Raw genomic sequence first — 22,985 nt, 5'->3', positions numbered from 1 at the left:
TTGCTAATGCTTTGGAAGATTCTAATTAACCAAATACACGATGCCAAAGGATGACTTTGACATCCACAATCCGAAATTGACCTTGAAAAAGTTATTATTACACAAAGTACAACAGTCTTTCCAAACGGAAATTCCTTTACCGTCTTCAAAATCAGAATCTAACCGTGCCTTGATTATCAACGCACTTGCCAAAGGCCACGACAACTTGTCGAACCTTGCTGAAGCTCGTGATACTCAAACGATGATGCGTTTGTTGGCGTCTAACGACCCTATCGCCGACGTGATTGATGCTGGTACAACCATGCGCTTTTTGACTGCCTATTATGCGGTAACTGGTCAAATCAAAACCATGACAGGTACGCCACGTATGTGCGAGCGTCCTATCGGTATTTTGGTAGATGCATTGCGCGAATTAGGTGCTCAAATCGACTATGTAAAAACTGAAGGCTATCCTCCATTACAATTAAATGGTTTTGATTTTAAAGGAAACAGCCGTTTGGCGATTCGTGGAGATGTGAGTTCTCAATATATTTCGGCGTTGTTGATGGTTGCTCCTTTGTTGCCAGAAGGCTTAACCTTGGAAATTACAGGAGAGTTGGGGTCGAAGCCGTATATCGAAATGACTTTGAAACAAATGGAGGCATTTGGTGTACAAGCTCAGGCAGATTGGGACGCAAAAACTATCACTGTAGCTCCACAAGCTTATAATCCTATCCAGTATGCCGTAGAATCAGACTGGTCTGGTGCGAGTTATTGGTTCTCGGTTGTGGCTTTGTCAGATAAGGCTGATGCTTCTTTGGAATTGTTAGGATTGAAAGAAAACTCTTTACAAGGCGACTCCGTAGTTACTGACATTATGAGCCACTTGGGCGTGAAATCAGAATACACAGGGCGTGGTTTTAAATTGACGAAAATCGAGCCTGCTACTTCCTTGGAATGGGATTTTACCAACTGTCCAGATTTAGCGCAAACGATTTGTGTTGTAGCTGCTGCCAAAAATATTCCGTTGACCCTGACAGGAATTGAGTCTTTGAAAGTAAAAGAAACAGACCGTATCATGGCGCTTCAAAATGAGTTAATCAAATTTGGCGCAACCTTGAAAGAAGTCGAAACCAATCATAAATACCAATTGACTCCTGCTGCGGCCGAACGTCAAGCTGTACCTGTATCGGTACATACTTACGACGACCACCGCATGGCGATGGCTTTTGCTCCGTTGGCATTGGTAGAAGATGTAGTAATCGAAGAACCAGACGTGGTGGTAAAATCATATCCAAGTTTCTGGAATCACTTATCTAAAATCGTAACGATTGAATAATAGTGAATGATGAATGAGTGAATTGTTAATGATTTTTCCTAAAATTCACATTTCACCAGTAGCGACGAAATGATTGCGTCTTAAGTCGAGTTATATCTATCCCCAAAAAGCGGTCGAAAAGCAATTTTCGACCGCTTTTTTGATGAATAATAGGAGAATAAACCTAATTCCAAAATTCGGGAAGATTCATATTTGTTAAAAATACCAAAGATTTCTACATTACTTAGTCGCAAAATATTGCGTCTCTACAATTTACCCTAACTATTCCCATAACCATTCTGATTTTCAAATAGATGTAGGCACGTTTAGGGTTTAGGTCTAAAATATTTCTTAGGTCTAATGAGAATCAAATCGCTGATTTTTATGTATATTTAAAATTGAAGTATCTGATAATCAGTGTGTTAGTTTTTATTTTGTTTATTCGATTTTAGAAAAAGTTCAAACAAAATCAACGATTTTTAGACTTTCACACTTTATTTTTTACTAAAATATCGATAGACCTTAAACAAAACTTGTATGTTTGATTTGTCCTCAGACAGTAGTTCGGATGCCTTTATGCGTATCCGCTTGATTCATCCGCTACTGATTGGCAATGAATTTATGACACCACCTATTGCCTTGTCCGAAGAGGCACAAAATGATTATGAACTAATTTGCCGTTATGCCATCAAACAAGGTTGGATTCGTTGGGCAGATTTTCGTTTACACCTTAAAAATCCTTCACATGCTGTAGTGATTACTGACCCTCAACAAACAATTTTGTTAGCTAGTACTGGTTTTGAGCGTATGACTGGTTATACGCCTAAATTTGCTAGAGGTAAAAAACCGAAATTTTTACAAGGAAAAGACACAGAAGCCGATGTGCTCGCACTAATACGTGAACATATCCAAAAACGAATTCCTGTGGAGGGTGTTTTGACGAATTATCGTGCTGATGGCGAACCTTATCTATGCAAAGTGCAGATTGTTCCAATGTTCAATAAATCGTATGAGTTGGTCAATTTTATTGCCTTGGAAAATGAAGTGTTTCCCAACACAAAGCCATAACCAATAAAGCCCAATAGAACATTTTACCGAATTTTGTAGTTTTGGTTAAAACATCATTAACCATGCCGATGGCGTATGTCCATTGGTAAAAACTAAAAATCAGCATTAAAATCATTTTCCAATGAAAAAAAGTATTATTCTCTCCGCTTTGTTTGGGCTTTTGGTAAACACTTCTTTGTTGGCCAACACTGCTCCAAAGAAATCCCCTAAAGCACAGAAATCTATAAAGTTAAAAGCTGATGTTGATAACGGTGGTTTGACACTTCCGAATGGTATTGGTGCCTTAGTGGTAGCCGATGGCTTAGGAAAAGCTCGTCACTTGGCTGTAGCTCCCAATGGCGACGTATATGTTCGTCTGAATAAATTGGTAAATGGTAAAGGTACTGTTGTATTGAAAGATACCGATGGCGATGGAAAAGCTGACCAAAATACTTCCTTTGGAAACTTTTTGGGTACAGGTATCGTCATTGGCAATGGCTATTTATATGCTTCGTCTGACACATCGGTAGTGCGCTATCCAATGAAAGACGGAAAGATCGACGAGGCTGCTGGAGAAACAATCGTAACAGGATTGGAACACTACAGCGAACACGGTTCGAAGTCTATCGAGTTGGATGACAAAGGACATTTGTATGTAACTTTTGGTGCGCCATCAAATGCGTGTCAGGAGAAAAACCGTCAAAAAGGTTCTAAAGGAATGGATCCTTGTCCGATTTTGGAATGGCATGGAGGTATCTGGCAGTTTGACGCCAATAAGAAAAACCAAAAACAAGCTGATGGTGTGCGTTATGCTACGGGCTTACGTAATGTCGTAGGTTTGGATTGGAACAAACAACAAGGTGAATTGTATGCTATGCAACACGGTCGCGACCAGTTGAATACCATGTTTTCGACTTTGTATAATGCTGAGCAAAATGCAGAATTGCCTTCTGAGGAGTTTTGCTTAGTAAAAAAAGGCTCTGATTTTGGTTGGCCGTATTGTTACCATGATCGCTTCCAAAACAAAAAAATGTTAGCGCCAGAGTATGGTGGCGATGGCAAAATTCAAGAACGTTGCGAAGGTAAAGACCAGCCAATTATGGCTTTCCCTGCACACTGGGCACCAAACGCCTTGTTGTTTTATACAGGAAATCAATTGCCAGCAAAATATAAAAATGGTGCATTTATTTGTTTCCATGGCTCATGGAACCGTGCTCCGTTGAAACAAGGCGGTTATTTTGTGGCTTTTGTTCCTTTTGGTAAAAATGGAAAGCCATCAGGCGAATATGAAGTATTTGCAGAAGGTTTTGCTGGTGGTAGCGAAATCAAAAATCCTAACGAAGCAAAGGCGCGCCCGATGGGCTTGGCACAAGGTCCAGACGGTTCATTGTATATCAGTGATTCGGTAAAAGGAAAAGTTTGGAGAGTTATCAAAAACTAAACATCATCTCATGTTCAAATATATCATTACTTGTTTGTTGCTAGGAGGAATGTTGGGTTCGACAGTTTCAGCAAGATATAGTCAAAAACCTACTTCTCCTAAGGTCATACAAGCAGACTCTGGTCAGCTAGTTTATGAAAATTACTGCTTGGCTTGTCATCAAGAAGATGGGAGTGGAGTCCCAAATTTGAATCCACCATTAATCCAAAATGAATGGGTTTTGGGTGATTCAGCCCGATTGATTAAGGTTGTACTGAATGGACTAAAAGGAGTAGAAGTTGCGGGAGAAAGTTATTCAAATGAAATGCCCTCTCATGATTTCTTAAGTGATCAAGACATCGCCAATGTGCTTACGTACATTCGTAAAAGTTTTGGGAATAAAGCAAGCGCCATTACTCCTGTCATGGTAAAAATGCAAAGAGCTAAGAAATAACAAACTTAGTAAAATACTTGATTTTCAGTAAAATAGCTTTCCTAATAAGGCTTTAATTCTTTAGTGAAAAACTTTTTTAGAGTTTTGACACTACTGAGTTAAAGCCTTTTTTTAGAACCAAATATTGAAATTTTATAATTTTATGTAAAAATATTATTAAAATAGTGCTAAATTTGAAATAATATTTGCTATCCCGCCATTTGTAGCAGATACCTATCTTTATTGAACCCAAACTTTATTTTCTAAACAACCTCTATGAAACAGTTTTCCTTAGCTTTTGCTATGATGGGTCTCCTTGTCATGGGAATATCCTTTTGTGCACAGTCTCAAATCAAAGCACGTTCAAGTCGTGATGTCTTGTTTGATGTGAAAGTAAATGATGATAGTCGTGCTGTACTCAGCTGGGTAAGTTCAGAAGGGCATCGTCCTGCAAGATTCATCGTTCAACGTAGTAAAGACAATGACACTTTCTTCGACATTCGTGAAATTCCAGTAAAAGAAAGCATGGCCGATGAGAGACTCCAATTCACCTTCACTGATTCCAAAATTCTTCGTTATTCAGAGTATTATCGCATAGTAGAATATGAGCAAGATGGACAGTTTAATGTCTATACTTCGATTGCAGCTAAAATCACTTCGCCTATCATTGTGGCTCGACAAAATGACCGTAATGTGATTACCGTCACGGTAGAAAATAATACCAATGTGACAGCATTGGTTGGTACTGAGTCGGGCTTGGGTGTTCCTTGTGAGCAAGAAGCTACCACAGATGCCAATAGCGTAGTCTTGAAATCTTTATATCCTTTAAATTCTGGCAGTTATGTCGTTAAGCTCCGTTCTCCTGGTGGTGAAAGACAGTTTAAGTTTACCGTAAAAAGTGATGAACGTATGATTTCAGATTAGTTTTTTCTTTTGAGTGAACAGGCACAAAGGCACAGAGTGTTTTAGGGTATAGGGGTGAGGGTATAGGGATTAGTTTTTTATAAAAAAGTTGAAAACCTAGGTTAAATTGAGTAGATGGAATGTAGTTTAGGTTTTATCCTAACTCCTAACTCCTAACTCCTAACCCCTATTTCAGTAACTCGTCTAGGCTTGCATTTTTGTTGTTCATAAAAATATCGTTATGATAGAAATCGAGCTTTTTCATGAGATAGGAAAGTGTCGTGATTTCTGATGGCGATAAGTCTCCTACTACGATCCGAGAGACTTTGCTCATTTCTGGAAGTACGTTCATTACTTCCATTTTTCCTTTCTCTGTAATACTTACCCTAACGCTTCTTTTATCTGTCAAATCAGAGAATTCATGAATCAAGCCTTGTGCTACTAATCGTTTGATTACTTCTATTCCTGAGGTTTTTTCCATGACTTGTTTCGAAATCAATTCGGTTTTGGTCAGGCTTTCAAAGGTGATAAGGGTGATTAAAAAGGCAAATTCGTCCGCTGTTTGAATGATACTGTGCTGTAAAGCCTTCTTGATATATCCTTTGGCATAGCTAAATAACAATTTAACCAAGATAGCAACATCGCTGTTACTTTCTTGACGGACTATATTCAAATGTTGTTCTTTGTCTCCGCCCATTTTACGCATCTCAATATCCTTGCTTGGGCGTTGGGTGTTGAGATACCCTAAAAAATCATCTAAAGTATAATCATTTCCCCCTTTATACTCTGTATGAAATTGATCGAGATGCTCTATTATTTCTATTAAAACTTGCTTATTCATGGGCCTCAAAACCGTTATGTTATGGTAAAGCTTTCAGCAATCAGCTATGGGCAAACGGTAAAGTATTAAATATCTTAAAACTTTTGGTCTAATGGCTATAGCATACTGCCTGAACGATATAACTGAATATCAAATTTACGCAAATTATTGCTTATTCAACAGGGCGGTGCCTTTGCCCAAAAGCTGTCCAGATTCATTGTAGCAATAAGCTTCAAGAAATTTCTGTTGGGTGTTTGGGGTAGGTAACCAATCGATTTCAATGGTGAAATCATGGATAGACTGCTGATTCATAATCAAATTAATACAGTGAAAATTGGTGAGCAGGAAATGATCTCCATATTCTACAAATCGTTTGTAAAGCTCTAGGGATTGCAGCAATAAAGTGTCAATCGAAAAGCTTTTATCTTCTTTCGTATAAACAGTATTTTTCGAAAAGAATAAACTAAAATTATCGGCATCTAAATTCCAATTTTTTAACTCGAAGCCAAAAGACTCAATCGATGAATGAGTTATTTGAATGCTGTGATTGATGGTATCAGGTCTGAGAGTCATGTGATTTATTTTTTGAATTTTTCGAGAAGGTTACCACTAATGTATAGCCTATCCATAAAAGTCTTATTGAGCTGCTCTTTGAGTTGTAATTGTTGTACAAGTGCTTTTTGTAATGCGCTTTCTTGCGTGTTTAACTCAGAGGCTTCAAGTTGTCCTGTTTGAAGGCGAGCTTGATAGATGTCTAGGTTTTCTTTTAAAAGGATGATGTTTTTTTCAGCAAATGCAATCTCTTTCTGGAGTCTTTCGATGGTATTCGAATTTTGTAAAATATCCTTATTTTTTTGAGACTTATACTCTTCCTTTTGGTTTTCTACTACCGTGAGTTGTTTCTTGAGTTGCTTGCTCAAATTGATAGATTTGTCAGGTGCGAAAATGGGTAATTTCACAGAAAGACCTACATAGCTATTGCCAAACCATGAATTTGCTAAAAAGGGATTTATACTTTGCGTGTATTGGTTGGCACCAATGTATCCTTGAACTCCCAATGTTGGTCGATACTGGGTTTGCTCCGTTTGAATCTGCTGATTGAGCAGTTGTTCTTTTGTGATGAATTTTTGAAAATCAATACTTGATTCAAATGTGGAGTTATTCGGTGTGTTGTCCAAAACATCGTTGATAGGGGCATAGGAATCAGCTAACAGTTTTTCGAGACTGATATTGGTAAGATAATTCAAATAAATTTTCTCATTAATCAGGTTTGAAAAAGCTTTCTGAAATGCCGATAGGTTATTGTTATGATTGATTTTGGCGGTATTCCATTCGGTTTTCAATATTTTCCCCTCTTTAAACTTTGCCTCCATCATAGCCATAGAAATATAACTGCGAACAGAATCAGAGGCAGATTCTTGGCTTTGTAGCTGATAAAGCAGTATTTGGCTGTAGGATTTAATTATTTCAAAGACAAAATCTTCTTCTGCTTTTTTGAGATCCCAATTTGCCGAGGCCTCATTGATTTTACTTTCCTTAATCTTACTTTTTAAGGACAAATCAATCAAGGGCTGATACACCGTAACTCCTGCATTTTGTTGCCATTTGGTACCAAAACGAATAGCCTGCGTTTCGGTAGTAGGCGTACCGCTAAATAACCCCGTCGGAACTACCTGCGTGGCAATAATCGGATTGTAACGGTATTCATAAGCTAAGGCAATTTGAGGTAAAAACTTAGATTGGGCATCCAAACTTTTTAGAGCAGCCACAGCAAGATCTGCTTGGGCTGTTTTGATGCTAGGTCTATGTTTTAAGCCATTTTCGATACATTCATTGACTGTAATTTGAGCATACATGGAATGTACCAATAGCAAACAAATGATGATTAGTATTGATTTCATAAAATATCAAGATATATCGAATGATGAATTAGGAGTGTACGAAGGATAATAAAAACCATTTATTTCAGATATCGGATGTGGGATTTCGGAAGTGTAATCTTTTATATTTTATCAACAATAGAGGTATTTTACTTTATTTCCGAAATCCCAAATCCGCAATTCAAACCTAACCGCTATCCTCTAAATACCGAGGCTGGCTCGACGCCGTTGATTTTTTTGATGGCAAACAAAGAACCTCCCATTGAGATAAATAGCGTTATGACAAATAATCCCAGTATCTCCCAAGTCGAATAATTAATGGCCAATCCAGCATTTTCTACCCCTTTTTTGAAGCCTATTAAAAGTGCAAAGGCAATGACAAAACCGATGATAGCAAAAAAGAAGGATTGCAGTAAAATCAAATTTCGGACATAGCTGTTGGTTGCACCAATGGCTTTGAGCGTACCATAATCTTTGATACGGTCGAGTGCCGCCGAATACAATGTGAGTCCAATAATAAAGAAGCCACTGATGATGGCAAACACAACCAACGACCCTACACTTGTACCGATATTGGATGAGATGGTGATAAAGCTAATCGTAGAGGCTTGAAGCTCGTTGGCATCCCAAGCACGAATACCATAAAATTTGGTGTTAATGCTTTTGATAACAGACGCTACATCGTAACCCGGCTTTACTTGAATTGCGACTATGCTGACCTTATTTTCAGGAAACCCACCATAGTAACGTGCTTTGCTGAGTGTAGTGTAAAAGAACGCTCCTGCAAAGCCTCTGGCGTTTTTGGTTTGCAGGCTAATTTGGGCTTCCTTTCCATTAATCTCAACTCTGGTGCCTACTTCTAGTGCTGCATCAAAAGTCTTTTGGTCAAAGAATTCTGCCGACATAGCCTGGTCTTGGGCTAGGTCACTGATTTTGCCTTTAAAAACCTTTACAGGATTTGGGCCTGCCACAAAAACAGGTGCTCCACTTCCAATTAATAAAACAGAGGCTGTTTTTCCATTTTTGAATTTTACCAAACCGTTCGAGATTACTACTGGGTAAGTATTAGCTACTCCATCAACACTTCTAATTTCTCGAACATATCGTTCGTCTAGCTTGCCGAGTTCGTTGGCATTGCGGGTAATATTGTCGATGACCCAAATTTGAGCAATATCCTTACGGGAGTTTTCTACGAGTCCTCCCATGAGACCAGTCAAGAAGCCAAGAATACCAATTTGTTGACCAATCAGGAAAATACTAATCACAATACCCACGATTACCCCAATACTTTTGGCGGTGTCGTATTTGATAAATTTAAAGGCCGTCAGTATCATAGCTTGATGTTACATTCAATTTTGGCATTGATTACGAGATTCTTATCATCAGCAACAGAGATGCGTATCTCGCGCACTCTTCGGTCTTCTTGGTCATCTGCTTTTTCAGAAAAGAGAGATTTCTTTTTCAAATAAGGAGCCATCGATGAAATTTGACCTTTTGCCATAACATTGCTACTCCCAATATTGACGATTTCGACAGTGTCCCCAATTTTGATACTATTACTAAACATTTCATCTACCTCGGCTCTGATAATCAGTTTGCCTTGAGGGGCAACCTCTGCATAGCTGGCAAATTGGCTAACAGATTCGCCTTGGTTGACGGTTCTGTCAAGGATTATACCCGAAAAGGGAGCTCTAAATACTTTTTTCCCAGCTTCTTGATAAAGAGTTTTCAATTGTGCTTGAAGCTCATTCAGCTCACTATTTGCTAATTGTACTTGTGTTTTGGCCGCACTGAGATTGGCTTCCAAAACCTCTAGGTCTGTTGCTAAATTATCGTAGACTTGTTGCGTTTCGGCTCCCTTAGTAATGAGTTGTTTGGCTCTATCCAATAGCAATTTTTTGTTTTTGAGATTTGCAATAACCTCGGTTACCTTCGATTGTGTGATTTCTATTTGAGTACGTTGAGTCGCTATTTTTACTTTCAATTCATTGATTTTATTCTGCTCAGCATCATCATCGAGTTGCAGAATAACCTCATTGAGTTGCACCTTATCGCCATCATTTTTCATGACTTTTTCAACAATTCCACCAACTGGTGCAGATAGCTTGATAATACCTTCTTGTGGTTCTACTCTCCCGATGGCTACCACCAATTTTGTGGGAGCTTTGGGGTTAGATTGTTTTTGATTTGTTGACTCTTTTGATTGATCTTTATTACAGCCCATCAGTAGGGCTACTAATAGGCTCAATATCAAGTAATGCTTCATTTTGATAGTTATTTTGAATGAAAGTACAAAAGCGTATTTCTAAAAAATCAAACTCTTTTTGGTATACGTAATAAATCTCGGTGGTCAGTTAAAGAAGCATATCCTCTTCTTCCTGATGGTCGGAAATCATGCCGTTGTTGACGTAAATAATTCTATCTGCAAACTTTTTTAGTCTTAAATCATGCGTAACTACTGCCACTGATTTGCCTGTAGTCGAAAGCATTTTGAGTTCGTCCATGACGACTGAAACACTTTTGGTATCGAGGGCTGCTGTAGGTTCATCGCATAACATCAAGGGAGGGTTGGTTACTAGTGCACGCGCAATGGCCACTCTTTGCTGTTGTCCGCCACTGAGCATTTTAGGAAGGTTATACATTCTATCCTCCATACTTACTTTGCGTAAGGCGTCTATGGCGCGCTGACGTGCTTCTTTTCTAGAAATGCCTAGGAGTAACAATGGCTGCATGACATTTTCGAGCGCATTGAGCGGTGCCAATAAATTGAAGCTCTGGAAAACAAATCCAATGTTTTGAAGACGTACTTTGGCAAGTTGATTTTGACTAAGCCCATTGATCACTTGGTCACAGATAGTAACCTCACCTGTGCTAGGAAAAATCACACAACCTAGGAGTGATAGTAAAGTAGTTTTGCCAGAACCAGAAGGACCAATGATAAGTGTTAGCTCATTTTTCCTGAATTCACAACTTGATGGTTGCAAGGCTGTAATCACAGTATCCCCAGTTTTGTACTGCTTCGAGGCATTTGAAACACTTGCTACAATTTCCATAAATAGTACGATAACATTTTACTTTTTCAAAAGTAATACAAATATTTGATATTTATATATGTTTTCGTACTATATTTTTGTAATAGTTCAAAAACATATATAAAACATCTGGGCGGGTAAATTGTTTGAAGAAGTTTTAGGAAATGTTAAAAGGTGCTGAGCGTAGATATGTTATACGATTGATGGTAAGTTTTAAAACTGTTAAAAATAAGTCCAAGACTAAGTCTTGAACTAGTGTGAACCTCCACTTAGTGGGTGAATTTATTCACCCGTAACTTGAGTCTTGAACTAGTTAAGCTCCAGAATAAACGTCTGGTTTAAAAGCTAAAGCCAACCCTGATACTTAATCGGTTGAAAACTTCGGTAGATTTTTGTAGTTTTTCTGTCACTGAGGATTCTTGATAACGATAGCCAAGACCAAGTAAAAATCCGTTATTTTCTTGAAAAAGGAGTTTGATGCCTAAACCAACCGCAAATGTTGCACCACCTTGGTATTTGATAGTCGGAACATCGTTAGAAGTTGCATTGATACTGTATCCTCCTTCCACAAAGTAAAATGGAATTTTGGCGGAGGAGGTACTTAAATCCCCTCGCACACTCAACACTACAGGGACGAAGGTTTGTACGGCATACAAATCTGCGCCTACACCTATGCCAAGATAAAGGAGCGGATTGAACCTGTATCCGTTGGTTGTTTGAAATGAAAATGCTGAAGTAGTAACGCCATTGGAGGCACGATTACTCATGGCAAGTGGCCCAAGTTCGGTATAATTGACAAAGCCCTTTCTTTTGTAAGTAGCCTTTCCAAAATTCTGTCCAAGGGTATCTACTCGTTGGATTTCGGAATTAGTAAAAACCCATATAGATTGATCAATGGTTTGAATTGAAACTGAAGAAGCATCAGACTTCAGGAGTTTTCCTACAATTTGACTTCCATTTTTCAGATGTACACGATGTTGAGCAATACCAATAGTCTGATTGATTAACAAAATGAATGCTAGGAAAAAGGTCTTGATGAGATTTTTTTCATAATATTATTGGTCTAGCCATGTCTTAAACTCTGAACATCGCTCTTTTGATACATAAATTTCTGATTCAAAATTAGGTTTAAGTTTTACGAGCAATCGCCCTTTGTACACGGCCTTGACAGTTGCGATAGAGGCGATTTTAGTAATGACTTTTCGGTTGAGGCGGAAGAAAAAGTCTGGTTGTAAAAGCTGTTCGAGTTGCTCTAAAGTGTAATCAATGATATATCGTTTGGCATCGTGACAAACCAAATACACAATTTTATCATCGGCAAAGAAATAGGCTATTTCATCCAGTGTTTTATACTGTAAGGTATCGCCAAATTTTACTAAAAATCTAGATTTATATTTTTTTGATTGGTTTCTATACTCTGGATAATTCGCTGAATATCAAGCGAGTCGATGGATTTTCTATCGTAGTTGAGCTGATGATATTTGTTGAGTGCTTGGCTCAAATCTTCAAAATCCAGTGGTTTTAGAAGATAATCTATGCTATTAATTTTGAAGGCCTGAATCGCATATTGGTCATAGGCTGTCGTAAATATGACAGGATTTTTGACGGGTATTTTCTTGAAAATATCAAAACTTGAACCGTCTGCCAAGTGGATATCTACCAATAACAGGTCTGGTTCTTGATGTTTGACAAGCCAGTTGGTAGCTTTTTCGACTGAGTCGACGGTATCTACCACATTAATATTTTGGTCATACTCAAGGAGCAAACTTTTGGCTCGTTGCGCAGAGTGATATTCATCTTCAATAATTAGAACTTTCATAATAGATCTTCAGAGGATAGTTTAATAATGGGAATTTTCACAGTAAACTCATGTGTAGTTTTAATCACTTCCACTTTCAAAGGACTCAAGAACTGATAGCGTTGAATGATATTGCTCAAGCCTTTATTGGTGGATTCTGTAGTATTAACCAGTTTGGGTTGTAAGTTGTTTGATAAAACTAAATAAGGGTGTTCGGTATAGAGTGTGATTTTCAAAGGACTGGCGCTGGTAGCAATATTGTGTTTAATGGTATTTTCGAGTAACATTTGTAAAGCCATTGGTACAATTTGCCAATTGAGGTATTGTTCTTCTACCTTGATGTCTACGACGATTCCTTCATAAAAACGCTTTTGCAAGAGGAATAGATAGGATTTTGTAAAGTCAAGTTCTTCTGCAATGGTAATCAGTTCTTTATCATGGTGTTTTAAAACATATCGATAAACATTCGAAAACTGCTTAACAAACTGGATTGAGCTGGTGGTATCAGTGCTAATCAAAGAACTTAAAACACTCAGGTTATTGAATAAAAAATGAGGGTTTATTTGATTTCGAATAGCTTGAAGCTGCGCTTGCGTACTGATTTGACGGAGCTTTTCGGTTTCGAGAGCCATCATCTCAAATTCATGCACGTACAAATAAATCGTATTGAGAATGTTGAGAAAAAGGTTGATTCTGAAAGCAAACATCAAAAATAGTTTGATCAGCAAACCAAAATTATCACTGGGTCTAACATCCCAAGTATTTGCAAAAATGTATCCTAACCCAACAGCTAAAATAGCAGTAAGCAAAATACTGCTTGCCATACCTAGCAGGAGTTTATACCATAATTTGGGATAATGAAAACGGGAAATAAATAAGTAAATAAGCCTATTACCTTCCCAAATACCCAAAATCAAGAGGAAAAACAAGAACAGTAGCTCCGGTTCTTTTAATGGGATAGGATAGTAGCTGAGGGTTTCGGTAACGAGTGTATTGGCAAAAGAATACACCGTGAGGATTAGAACCCACAAAAATCGAAATGAATGAGCATATAGACTTTGCATAAATTGAGAAGAAAGAGTGGTATATCGATAACGGTTTTGAGTACTGGTATGTTTGAAAATAAATAACCCCCGTCCAAGGTCGACGAGGGCTAAGTAAAGACACTATCTACTATTTATGGTAACAATACTTTGTCAATTACATGGATTACGCCATTTGTAGCCAAAATATTAGCTGAGGTAATATTTGAGTTTCCGCTTGATTTGCCAATCACTTTAGCTCCACCTGATAAGTTGAATGTCACTTTCGCTGCCGAATTAGCGGTTGCAACCTCACCCGAAACATTTGGTAGGTCTGTTGAGAACACACGTCCTGGTACGACATGGTACAACAATACATTGGTCAATAACGTACGATTGGCTGGGTCTAACAAGGTTGCTTTTGGAACAGTTTTATAAAGTTCTGTAAAAGCGGCATTCGTAGGAGCAAAAACTGTCAATCCACTTGCTGAAGCCTGAGATAGAGCAGTTACTACAGCTGGGTCGGCAGCAGTCACTAGACTTACAAGTTCTGAGAAGTTGCTGTTTTCTGCTGCAATAGTAACCAAGTTTTTAGTAGGAGGAGTAATCACATTATCAATTACATGAATTACACCGTTTGAAGCATCCACATCCGTAGCAATAACTTTGATATTACCATTGATAAATACACCATCTGCATTTTTCGAAATGTAAATCGGGCTACTAGAGTTGAGCGTTGGTACAGTACCCGAAGTTACATTGGCTGCCATTACTTCTCCCGAAACCACATGGTTGGTTAGGATATTGGTAAGGTCAGTGTTATTAATACCATCCAGACTAGTAATACCCGCTTTTGTAAATGCTGTATTGTTGGGCGCAAATACCGTAAATGGTCCTGTTGCTTTCAGCGCAGTGACTAAATTAGCTTTGGTTAAAGCAGAAACTAAGGTGCTAAATTGTGGGTCTGCAATGGCAACATCTGTGATGTCTTTTGTCATGACCGTGTTGTTTTCTTCGTCTTTTGAGCATGCGCTCAAGCCAAGTAATACGAAGCCTAATAAGGCTAGTCCTGTTTTTTTAAGGTTTTTCATAAGTATAAAGGATTAATGTTTAATTCACCTCTATAACTTTGGCTCTTGAAAATAGGATATTGAAAACGGAGTGAAACAACTATATTATGGTGTGAAACCTAAATTCTTTTCCGTGAACTGTTCGATTTTATTACTGAACTTTAGGCGTATTTTAATAAAAATGCGCTCTATATTTTGTTGAAAATATAGAGCGCATTGTGGAAAGGAGGCTTTAGACTCTAATAAAGCAATAAAAACACTGCAATGCCTGCAAAATAACCCAAGAGGGCGGGAAGACTGATTTTGCGCATATACCAGATAAAATCAATTTTCTCCATACCCATTACGGCCACACCTGCCGCCGAACCGATGATTAGAATGCTTCCGCCTGTACCAGCACAGTAGGCCATGAATTCCCAAAGTTTACTGTCAACAGGATATTGAGCTAAGTCATACATACCCATCGAGGCGGCCACTAAAGGAACGTTGTCGATAACGGCAGAGGCTAATCCAATTGTAGTTACAATAATATCTTGATTACCAATAGTTTTATCCATCCACATAGCCAAGTCTGAAAGCAAATGCGTAGACTCGAGGGCTGCGATAGCAATTAGAATTCCCAAGAAGAATAGAATACTCGACGTATCGATTTTGCTGAGGGCATGTGCCACCGAAAAAGGCTTACGATCTTCTTCGTCTTTACCACTGTGTAAAATTTCAGAAACAACCCAAACGATACCTAATCCTAGTAATATGCCCATGTAAGGAGGTAAGTGGGTAATGGTTTTGAAAACAGGCACAAACAACAAACACCCCAAACCTACCACAAGCATAATAGTTGAGTTTTGAGCCTCTACAATGAGCTGATGCGTATTTTCGGGCGAATATTGTTCCTCATTGGCAGGTAAAGCTTTTACTTTTCCTTTTAGACGAGAAGTCATAAACAAAAGAGGAATTAATAAAGAAATCAAGCTTGGTAAAAATAAACCTTTCATAATATTACCTGCTGTAATTTGTCCTCCAATCCATAGCATCGTAGTGGTAACATCCCCAATTGGCGACCACGCTCCACCTGCATTGGCAGCAATGATTACGATACCTGCAAAAAGCTTACGAGTCTCAGGCTCTTTTATGAGTTTGCGAACCACCGAGATCATAACAATGGCTGTAGTTAGGTTGTCTAAGGCAGCAGAAAGGAAAAACGTAATGAGTCCTAAAATCCAAAGAAGTGTTACTTTGTTTTTGGAAGTAATGCGGTCGGTAATAAGTTTAAACCCATGATGGGCGTCTACCAACTCCACAATAGTCATGGCACCTAGTAAGAAAAATAGGATTTCGGCAACACTTCCCAAATGATGCGAAAGCTCGTCGACTACCTTTTCAGATTCATTAGCACTTCCGAGCGCATATACTGTCCAGCAAGCCACGCCTGTGAGCAAGGCCGTTGCCGTTTTGTTAATTTTGATAGGATGTTCAAGGGCAATGGCCAAATAGCCAAGGGTGAATAAAATAACGATTCCTGATAGCATGATAAAAGGGATAATGATACTCGATAGAGTTTCGAAGGTACCAAAATACAATATAAAGTCAAAACCCCTGCTTGGAAGAACCAAAACAGGGGTTTTAAATATGATTGCGGAATTGTGAGTGATGAATTATGAATGTAAATTTTACTTACTAATCTATTAAGTAATCGTGCACAATTAGATTTGACTTATGAGTTTAGGCACTAGGCAACAGGCACAAGGCAAAGAGTGTTAAAATGTTTTTTATTTACGATAGATATGTTTTTGCCGAATGCCCAAAGCTGAAAGCCAAAGGCTCAAAAATTAAATTTTATTTTGCCCACCTACTTATCTCACTAACTTCACTTTGCATTATTACACTAAGCTTAAAGTTGCTTATTTCAATTTAGCTACAGCAGTCTTAATTCTTTCGCAAGCTTCTGCCAATTGTTCGTCAGCGGCAGCAGTTGAAATACGCATACAGTTTGGAGCACCAAAGCCTGAACCAGCTACAGTAGCTACAAAAGCCTCAGCCAACAACCACATACAGAAATCGTCAGAGTTGTTGATTACTGTTTTGCCATCAGTTTTACCAAAGTAGTAGCTAATATCTGGGAATGCGTAGAACGCACCGTCTGGCATGTTTACTTTGAAACCTGGGATTTCACGCAACAAACCCACTACAAGATGACGACGACGGTCGTAAGCTTCCTTCATTTTGTAAGCCTCATCCAAAGGACCATTGAAAGCAGCAGTAGCAGCTTTCTGAGCGATTGAACAAGTACCTGAAGTAACTTGACCTTGTAATTTCTCAAGACCTTCTGCAATCCATTTAGCAGATGCCGTGAAACCAATTCTCCAACCAGTCATCGCATGACCTTTTGCAACACCATTTACAGTGATTACACGGTCTTTGATAGCTGGAATAGAACCGATAGAGAAGTGACCACCTGCTGTAAAGTTGATATATTCGTAAATCTCGTCAGCTAAAACGAAGATATTTGGATGTTTTTCAACAATAGCAGCAATAGCTCTCAATTCTTCTTCAGTATATACCGAACCAGTAGGGTTGTTTGGAGAAGCAAACATCACCAATTTAGTCTTAGGTGTGATTGCTGCTTCAAATTGCTCTGGAGTTACTTTGAAGTTATTATCAAAAGCACCTTCTACAATGACAGAAGTACCTTCAGCTAATTTTACCATTTCAGAGTATGATACCCAATAAGGTGCAAAGATGATTACTTCTTCGCCAGGGTTTACCAATACCGAAATAGCATTTGCCAATGCGTGTTTTGCTCCTGTAGAAACTACGATATTTTCTGGACCCCACTCAAGGTTGTTGTCACGTTTTAATTTATCGGCAATTGCTTTACGCAAGTCAGGGTAACCAGCCACTGGTGAGTAACCGTGAAAACCAGCATCAATAGCGTCTTTAGCAGCATCACAAATGTGCTTTGGAGTTTTGAAATCTGGTTCACCTACAGATAAACTAATCACTTTGTGACCTTGAGCCGCCAATTCGCGAGCTTTTTTGGTCATTCCCAACGTAGCCGACTCTTCTAATGCGTTGATTCGACTTGATAATAATTCGACAGACATTGTTTTTGTTGTTTCGGATTATGAAAAAACGAGGAAGATTTGAGCAAATTACAGTCACCCCCAAAATTGCACAAAGTTAATTGAAGGAGATTGCTTAAACTAACTTTTTTTGATTAATTAATATTGGCTTTTATTTCTTGTAAACTTGTTAAAAAAAGAGTACTTAAATTGTTGAAATGGTAATTTTTTAGGCATGGAAAGGAGTGAGGCGTTAGGGGATAGGTTTTGGTTTTAGGGAACAGGCACAAAGGCACAGAGTGTTTGAGTGGTTTTTTAGGGGATAGGGTATAGGCACTAGGCACTAGGGGTGAGTCGCTAGGGGAATGGTTAACAATATGAAAGTTTTCCACTTAGCGGGTGAATTTATTCACCCGTAACGAAAAGGTTTAAACAGCTTCAATGTGGCGTTGTTTAGGGGGGGGTAAATTTTTCTGATTGTTCATTGACAAAGAATTCAGTATTTTGCGCTTGAAGGATAGGTAAGTATGAGTGCTGAATTGTGAGTGATGAGTTTTGAAGGTGATTTTTGAGCTTTCGGCTTTCGGCGGTGGGCTATGGGGAAAGTGCATGTCTGTGGTCTTTAAAAACATTTTAACACTCCTTGCCTTATGCCTGTTGCCTTGTCCCTAACACACAAAACTTAACTATAATTCTGCACTAATACTTAATATCAGAAATCTGAAATAAATTATTTTTGTATCCTTTGCTCATTACTAATTCACAATTCATTATTCATAACTCACCATTTTAACCTCTCCATTATTAGCCAAACCTATATTTGTATGAGTCATTCGCACGATTTAATTCATTGTAAAAACTGTCAAAACGAATACCACGGGCACTATTGTCCAAATTGTGGGCAAAAAGCTACCACCAAAAGACTGGTTTTCAATGACATATTTTCGGAACTACTCAACGCCTTTACTTATTTCAACAGAGGCTTGTTATATACCCTAAAAATGATGAGTACTCGGCCAGGGCATTCGGTAAGGGAATATGTGCAGGGCAAACGAGTGAATCATTTTCATCCTGTCAATTATCTTTTGTTGATTGGTGGGGTGGCTACTTGGATTTATCTACATTACTGGGACGATCTTTTCAATATGGATATTATGTTCCAAAATATGAAAACCAAAGAACAAAAAGCTATAATGCCCTTCGTCAAAAAAGCCGTACATTTTGCTTTTGAAAATTATACCTATCAACTCATGTTTAGTATTCTTTTGTATGGTTTTTTCTCAGTTAAGATTTTAGGAAAAGAACGGTACAATTGGGTTGAAGGCATCGTTTTACATCTTTTTGTACTTTCACACTCTGAACTGATTAAGTTACTTTTGTTTCCATTTTTATTTTTTTGAAAAATAGTATTATCGGTTTTTATGCTCAATCTTTGATTTCCTCCCTCATCAGTATGGTCTATATGATTTGGGCATATAAGCAGTTTTTTGAGGAGGAAAACACTTGGTCAGCGATTGGAAAAACCTTACTTGCCATACTAGCCGCAGGTGTCGTCATTGCCGTGGTTTCTGGTTTTGGAGGATTCTTTATCTCGCTTTTTGGAGATAAAGCCGCCTTGATAAACGCTGTGACTGGAGGAAAATAAATAAGAGTGCTGGGAGATAAATTTTGAGTTCGATGTATTGTACTAAACCAAAGTACTCAGTTGACAGCCCAAAGCCCATTATACATAATTGATTTTAAAATGAAAATATTACATACTGCCGATTGGCATTTGGGTAAAAGATTGGATATGTTTTCTCGCTTGGAGGAACAACGTGAGGTATTGGCTGAAATCGTGGAGATTGCCGACAAAGAGGAGGTAGATGCCGTGATTGTAGCAGGTGATTTGTTTGATAACTTTAATCCTTCGTCAGAAGCTACCGAGCTGTTGTATTCTACTTTACATCGTTTGTCAAACAATGGAACACGCGCTGTGATTGCCATTGCAGGCAATCATGATTCTCCTGAGCGCATCGAAGTGCCTGATGCCTTAGCCCGTGCTTGCGGAATTATTTTTGTGGGGTATCCAAACGCCTATCTCCGTCCGTTTACCACCGATGGAGGAATAGAGGTATTGCATGTAGATAACGGATATATAGAGCTGGCATTACCCAAACAGCAAACGCCATTGCGTTTGATTTTGACACCTTATGCCAACGAAGTACGCTTGAAAACTTATTTGGGAGTAGAGGATACAGAGGATAGTCTTCGCCAGCATTTGGCACAGCACTGGAAGCAGTTGGCAGATCAATATTTCGACGAAAAAGGGATTAATTTCTTGGTAACACACCTCTTTATGATGAAAAATGGAGGAGAACAACCCGAAGAACCAGATGACGAAAAACCAATACTTCATGTAGGTGGCGCCTCGGCGATTTATTCTGAAAATATTCCTCCTCAAACGCAGTACGTAGCTCTAGGGCACTTACACAGATTCCAAACCATTGATACAGAGCCTTGTCCGATTATTTATTCGAGTAGCCCTTTGGCCTATAGTTTTTCGGAAGCTAATCAAACCAAATATGTGGTTGTGGTAGAGGCTCAGGCTGGGAAACCTGTCAATCTTTTACCTATTGCTTTAACTAAAGGGAAAAAATTGTTACGTAATAAATTTACCGAAGTAGAGGAGGCTCTAGCTTGGTTGGAGGAAAATCAAGACGCTATTGTTCAGATTACGATGATAACTGAAAGTTACTTGGAGTCGGCAGATAAGAAAAGGCTGATGGATGCACATCCGATGATGATGCCTATTATTCCTGAGGTGAAAAATTTGCAAAAAGGCAATGATGGTACTTCCAAAATTGTGAGTATAGATAACAAAAGTATGGAAGAACTTTTTGTAGAATATTTTAAAAATAGCAAAGAAGGAAAAGGTCAAGCCCCAAGCGAATCTTTGATGGAGCTTTTCAAAGAAATACAATCTGTGGAGATTTTTGAATAATTTTTGTCGAGAAGGCAACGGTTTTTGTCGACCATCAGTCATGTACTTATGAAACGTTTCAACTATATTTTTTAATCTCATAAAAAGTTAAACCAATAAGTACACATGAAAAAACAATTGTTATTATTGTTGATGGCTGTTTTTGGCCTTTATATGGTGGCTTGTCAATCACAAGATGCTACACCTTCAAGTGATGGTGATTTAGAAGCAATCCAAGTTTCAGCAGCACGTACTGCTGCGGATTCGACCACAAAGACTAAATGTAAAGGCAAATTAACGCCTATTGATTCTACCGCTCTACCTAGCAAGGTTATTTCTTATATCACTACTAACTACGCAGGAGCACAAGTGAAATTTGCGGCGACAGACTCATTAGGACAATATGTTGTAGGAATATCTTTGAATAGTACACATACAGGATTATTGTTTGATGCAAGCGGTAATTTTATTCAAATTATCGAAAAATATGGCAAGAAAGCTAAACTAACAGCAGTAGATATTACAACGCTACCTGCTTCAGTGACTAGCTATGTTACGACCAATTATGCAGGTTATACCATCAAAAAAGCAGGGACTAATGCCGATGGAAACTTGTTTGTAGGTATTGCAAATGATACAACTCGAGTAGTATTGGTGTTCGATTCAGCAGGAAACTTTGTCAAAGTAGCCGACATTCCTCCAATGAATGGTGGTCGTGGCAAAGGTAAAGGTAGAGGTCATTGATTTATCTGATTTGAAAATTAGGGGAATTTGAAGATTTGAAAATGACCTAATGTTGAACGATTACTTCCAGCATAATGCAAACAAAATAATTTAAAAGTGTAATTTGTATAATGCATATAACCACGCTCTTGTTGTAAGAGCGTGGTTTTTTATTGGGTAAAGTACAATATTTTACATCCAGAATACTAACTTCGTTCTGTTAAAGTATTTTATGTCAAACCTTCAGCTATCCCGTGAAAAAACTATTGCTACTCGTTGGACTTACCATGACGACCATGGTGAATGTCCTAGCTCAAACAGCGTCCAAAGAATTTTATATGATTGTGGGCACCTACACTGCCAAAACTAGCAAAGGCATCTATGTGTATCGTTTTAATCCGAGTACTGGAAAATTGCAATATACTAGTCATGTTAGTGGTGTCAAAAACCCCTCCTTTATTGCGGTGTCACCAACCCAAGAAATGGTGTATTCGGTAGGCGAAACCGATGGCGATGGTACCGTAAATTCTTTTAGATTTGACCGTAAGCAAGGAGTGTTGTCCTATCTCAACTCACAATCGGCTGGAGGTCCAGGTTCTTGTCATGTGACTACCGACCGTACAGGAAAGTGGGTTATGGTAGGGAATTATGGAGGAGGAAGTTTGAGTATTCTCCCTGTAGAATCAGATGGAACACTCGGAAAAGCTACCCAGACCATTCAACACACAGGAAGCTCAGTAAACAAAAATCGTCAGGAAAAACCACATGTTCACTCTGTGAATGTTGCGATAAATAATACCGATGTTTTTGTGCCAGATTTGGGTGTGGATAAAGTTTATACCTATAAGTTAGATACACAAAAAGGGCTTTTAAACCCTGGTAAACCTGCTTTTACCAGCTCGACACCAGGTTCTGGCCCACGCCATTTTGTATTTTCTCCTAATAACAAATACGCTTACGTTATTGAAGAACTTACGGCATCAGTTACGGCATATCGTTATGAAAAAGGCGCTTTAAAACCCATTCAGACGATTTCGACCGTGCCTTCTGACTACACTGGGCTCAAGTGGGATGCAGATATTCATGTTTCAGCTGATGGTAAATTTTTGTATGCTTCCAATCGTGCACACGAAAGTATTACGGTATATGCCATTGATGCCAAAACAGGCAAACTGACTTGGGTAGATAATACTCCAGTAGAAGGCAAAACACCAAGAAACTTTGCGATAGACCCGACAGGTAATTATGTAGTAGTTGCCAATCAAGACAGCGATAACATTACCGTGTTTAGTAGAGATAAAAAAACAGGTAAGCTCAAATACACAGGCTATTCTATAGAAGTGTCGATGCCCGTATGTTTAAAATTTGCTGATGCGTTGTAGGCGAAAGAATTACTAACACTTTAAAATAACGCAAAATTAACCTAGATTGTCCAGAAAGGCTCGGTGATTGATGTCACTGAGCCTTTTTTGATTTTGAATGAAGAATAAGTTTTTTATCGAGTGAAAAACTTTAT

Annotated in this window: 23 protein-coding genes; 10 read left to right on the top strand and 13 right to left on the bottom strand. The window is 38.5% G+C overall.

Features of this window, described 5'->3' with window-relative positions; genetic code table 11:
* Positions 1-82: 82 nt before the first annotated feature.
* The 5 genes from BWI92_RS15345 (at position 83) to BWI92_RS15325 (ending at position 5,121) form a co-directional block, all read left to right on the top strand.
* Entirely contained in the window at positions 83-1,318 is a 1,236-nt protein-coding gene (locus BWI92_RS15345; RefSeq protein ID WP_095164173.1) for a 3-phosphoshikimate 1-carboxyvinyltransferase, read from the top strand.
* A gap of 516 nt (positions 1,319-1,834) precedes the next feature.
* The gene (locus tag BWI92_RS15340; protein ID WP_095164134.1) at positions 1,835-2,365 is read left to right on the top strand and encodes a PAS domain-containing protein; all 531 of its coding nucleotides are present in this window, start codon (positions 1,835-1,837) and stop codon (positions 2,363-2,365) included.
* 121 nt (positions 2,366-2,486) lie between these two features.
* Positions 2,487-3,785: a sorbosone dehydrogenase family protein gene (locus BWI92_RS15335; protein ID WP_095164133.1), complete on the top strand. Its 1,299-nt coding sequence runs from the start codon at positions 2,487-2,489 to the stop codon at positions 3,783-3,785.
* Between the two features lie 10 nt (positions 3,786-3,795).
* Entirely contained in the window at positions 3,796-4,218 is a 423-nt protein-coding gene (locus BWI92_RS15330) for a cytochrome c (protein ID WP_095164132.1), read from the top strand.
* Between the two features lie 255 nt (positions 4,219-4,473).
* Positions 4,474-5,121: a hypothetical protein gene (locus tag BWI92_RS15325; RefSeq protein WP_095164131.1), complete on the top strand. Its 648-nt coding sequence runs from the start codon at positions 4,474-4,476 to the stop codon at positions 5,119-5,121.
* Positions 5,122-5,287: 166 nt separating this feature from the next.
* On the opposite strand, the gene BWI92_RS15320 is transcribed toward BWI92_RS15325, so the two are convergent.
* From BWI92_RS15320 to BWI92_RS15265, 13 genes are all read right to left on the bottom strand, one after another.
* Positions 5,288-5,941 (bottom strand): MarR family winged helix-turn-helix transcriptional regulator, encoded by a 654-nt coding sequence (locus BWI92_RS15320; RefSeq protein WP_095164130.1) that lies wholly within the window; start codon positions 5,939-5,941, stop codon positions 5,288-5,290.
* Between the two features lie 144 nt (positions 5,942-6,085).
* Positions 6,086-6,493, bottom strand: a complete 408-nt coding sequence (locus BWI92_RS15315; RefSeq protein ID WP_095164129.1) for a hypothetical protein — start codon at positions 6,491-6,493, stop codon at positions 6,086-6,088.
* Positions 6,494-6,498: 5 nt separating this feature from the next.
* Positions 6,499-7,821 (bottom strand): TolC family protein, encoded by a 1,323-nt coding sequence (locus BWI92_RS15310; RefSeq protein WP_095164128.1) that lies wholly within the window; start codon positions 7,819-7,821, stop codon positions 6,499-6,501.
* 173 nt (positions 7,822-7,994) lie between these two features.
* Positions 7,995-9,134 (bottom strand): FtsX-like permease family protein, encoded by a 1,140-nt coding sequence (locus BWI92_RS15305; protein ID WP_095164127.1) that lies wholly within the window; start codon positions 9,132-9,134, stop codon positions 7,995-7,997.
* Positions 9,131-10,066: an HlyD family secretion protein gene (locus BWI92_RS15300; protein ID WP_095164126.1), complete on the bottom strand. Its 936-nt coding sequence runs from the start codon at positions 10,064-10,066 to the stop codon at positions 9,131-9,133. The genes BWI92_RS15305 and BWI92_RS15300 overlap by 4 nt, the downstream gene beginning before the upstream one ends.
* 88 nt (positions 10,067-10,154) lie before the next feature.
* Positions 10,155-10,853 carry an ABC transporter ATP-binding protein gene (locus tag BWI92_RS15295; protein ID WP_095164125.1) on the bottom strand — a complete coding sequence of 233 codons (699 nt, stop codon included), beginning with the start codon at positions 10,851-10,853 and terminating at the stop codon, positions 10,155-10,157.
* Between the two features lie 317 nt (positions 10,854-11,170).
* Positions 11,171-11,842, bottom strand: a complete 672-nt coding sequence (locus tag BWI92_RS15290; RefSeq protein ID WP_229363153.1) for a hypothetical protein — start codon at positions 11,840-11,842, stop codon at positions 11,171-11,173.
* 45 nt (positions 11,843-11,887) lie between these two features.
* Positions 11,888-12,136: a LytTR family DNA-binding domain-containing protein gene (locus BWI92_RS28270; RefSeq protein WP_229363148.1), complete on the bottom strand. Its 249-nt coding sequence runs from the start codon at positions 12,134-12,136 to the stop codon at positions 11,888-11,890.
* 71 nt (positions 12,137-12,207) lie between these two features.
* On the bottom strand, positions 12,208-12,651 hold the full coding sequence (locus tag BWI92_RS28265) for a LytTR family DNA-binding domain-containing protein (RefSeq protein WP_229363146.1): 444 nt from the start codon (positions 12,649-12,651) through the stop codon (positions 12,208-12,210).
* The gene (locus BWI92_RS15280) at positions 12,648-13,454 is read right to left on the bottom strand and encodes a sensor histidine kinase (protein ID WP_176464438.1); all 807 of its coding nucleotides are present in this window, start codon (positions 13,452-13,454) and stop codon (positions 12,648-12,650) included. The genes BWI92_RS28265 and BWI92_RS15280 overlap by 4 nt, the downstream gene beginning before the upstream one ends.
* 353 nt (positions 13,455-13,807) lie before the next feature.
* Positions 13,808-14,743: a fasciclin domain-containing protein gene (locus tag BWI92_RS15275; RefSeq protein WP_095164123.1), complete on the bottom strand. Its 936-nt coding sequence runs from the start codon at positions 14,741-14,743 to the stop codon at positions 13,808-13,810.
* A 218-nt stretch (positions 14,744-14,961) separates the two neighbouring features.
* Entirely contained in the window at positions 14,962-16,251 is a 1,290-nt protein-coding gene (gene nhaD / locus BWI92_RS15270) for a sodium:proton antiporter NhaD (protein WP_095164122.1), read from the bottom strand.
* Between the two features lie 372 nt (positions 16,252-16,623).
* A complete protein-coding gene (locus BWI92_RS15265) occupies positions 16,624-17,826 on the bottom strand; it encodes a pyridoxal phosphate-dependent aminotransferase (protein ID WP_095164121.1) in 1,203 nt (400 codons plus the stop codon).
* Between the two features lie 782 nt (positions 17,827-18,608).
* On the opposite strand from BWI92_RS15265, the gene BWI92_RS15260 reads away from it, so the two are divergent.
* From BWI92_RS15260 to BWI92_RS15240, 5 genes are all read left to right on the top strand, one after another.
* The gene (locus BWI92_RS15260; RefSeq protein WP_095164120.1) at positions 18,609-19,184 is read left to right on the top strand and encodes a DUF3667 domain-containing protein; all 576 of its coding nucleotides are present in this window, start codon (positions 18,609-18,611) and stop codon (positions 19,182-19,184) included.
* A 32-nt stretch (positions 19,185-19,216) separates the two neighbouring features.
* Positions 19,217-19,429: a hypothetical protein gene (locus BWI92_RS15255; RefSeq protein ID WP_141234798.1), complete on the top strand. Its 213-nt coding sequence runs from the start codon at positions 19,217-19,219 to the stop codon at positions 19,427-19,429.
* Between the two features lie 99 nt (positions 19,430-19,528).
* Positions 19,529-20,767 carry an exonuclease subunit SbcD gene (locus tag BWI92_RS15250; protein WP_095164118.1) on the top strand — a complete coding sequence of 413 codons (1,239 nt, stop codon included), beginning with the start codon at positions 19,529-19,531 and terminating at the stop codon, positions 20,765-20,767.
* 105 nt (positions 20,768-20,872) lie between these two features.
* Entirely contained in the window at positions 20,873-21,490 is a 618-nt protein-coding gene (locus BWI92_RS15245; RefSeq protein ID WP_095164117.1) for a PepSY-like domain-containing protein, read from the top strand.
* Positions 21,491-21,723: 233 nt separating this feature from the next.
* Entirely contained in the window at positions 21,724-22,851 is a 1,128-nt protein-coding gene (locus tag BWI92_RS15240) for a lactonase family protein (RefSeq protein ID WP_229363143.1), read from the top strand.
* Positions 22,852-22,985: the final 134 nt, after the last annotated feature.

Source organism: Flectobacillus sp. BAB-3569, assembly GCF_002270355.1.
GTDB classification, from domain to species: Bacteria; Bacteroidota; Bacteroidia; order Cytophagales; family Spirosomataceae; genus Flectobacillus; species Flectobacillus roseus.
This window is presented reverse-complemented; position numbering and strand designations above follow the sequence as displayed.

Bases quoted from the DNA above. Each gene is read 5' to 3' on its own strand.
- BWI92_RS15300 (WP_095164126.1), bottom strand. From the start codon at position 10,066: ATGAAGCATTACTTGATATTGAGCCTATTAGTAGCCCTACTGATGGGC.
- BWI92_RS28265 (WP_229363146.1), bottom strand. From the start codon at position 12,651: ATGAAAGTTCTAATTATTGAAGATGAATATCACTCTGCGCAACGAGCC.
- BWI92_RS15265 (WP_095164121.1), bottom strand. From the start codon at position 17,826: ATGTCTGTCGAATTATTATCAAGTCGAATCAACGCATTAGAAGAGTCG.
- BWI92_RS15310 (WP_095164128.1), bottom strand. From the start codon at position 7,821: ATGAAATCAATACTAATCATCATTTGTTTGCTATTGGTACATTCCATG.
- nhaD (WP_095164122.1), bottom strand. From the start codon at position 16,251: ATGCTATCAGGAATCGTTATTTTATTCACCCTTGGCTATTTGGCCATT.
- BWI92_RS15335 (WP_095164133.1), top strand. From the start codon at position 2,487: ATGAAAAAAAGTATTATTCTCTCCGCTTTGTTTGGGCTTTTGGTAAAC.
- BWI92_RS15280 (WP_176464438.1), bottom strand. From the start codon at position 13,454: ATGGCAAGCAGTATTTTGCTTACTGCTATTTTAGCTGTTGGGTTAGGA.
- BWI92_RS15295 (WP_095164125.1), bottom strand. From the start codon at position 10,853: ATGGAAATTGTAGCAAGTGTTTCAAATGCCTCGAAGCAGTACAAAACT.
- BWI92_RS15315 (WP_095164129.1), bottom strand. From the start codon at position 6,493: ATGACTCTCAGACCTGATACCATCAATCACAGCATTCAAATAACTCAT.
- BWI92_RS15320 (WP_095164130.1), bottom strand. From the start codon at position 5,941: ATGAATAAGCAAGTTTTAATAGAAATAATAGAGCATCTCGATCAATTT.
- BWI92_RS15260 (WP_095164120.1), top strand. From the start codon at position 18,609: ATGAGTCATTCGCACGATTTAATTCATTGTAAAAACTGTCAAAACGAA.
- BWI92_RS15275 (WP_095164123.1), bottom strand. From the start codon at position 14,743: ATGAAAAACCTTAAAAAAACAGGACTAGCCTTATTAGGCTTCGTATTA.
- BWI92_RS15250 (WP_095164118.1), top strand. From the start codon at position 19,529: ATGAAAATATTACATACTGCCGATTGGCATTTGGGTAAAAGATTGGAT.
- BWI92_RS15305 (WP_095164127.1), bottom strand. From the start codon at position 9,134: ATGATACTGACGGCCTTTAAATTTATCAAATACGACACCGCCAAAAGT.
- BWI92_RS15325 (WP_095164131.1), top strand. From the start codon at position 4,474: ATGAAACAGTTTTCCTTAGCTTTTGCTATGATGGGTCTCCTTGTCATG.
- BWI92_RS15330 (WP_095164132.1), top strand. From the start codon at position 3,796: ATGTTCAAATATATCATTACTTGTTTGTTGCTAGGAGGAATGTTGGGT.
- BWI92_RS15340 (WP_095164134.1), top strand. From the start codon at position 1,835: ATGTTTGATTTGTCCTCAGACAGTAGTTCGGATGCCTTTATGCGTATC.
- BWI92_RS15245 (WP_095164117.1), top strand. From the start codon at position 20,873: ATGAAAAAACAATTGTTATTATTGTTGATGGCTGTTTTTGGCCTTTAT.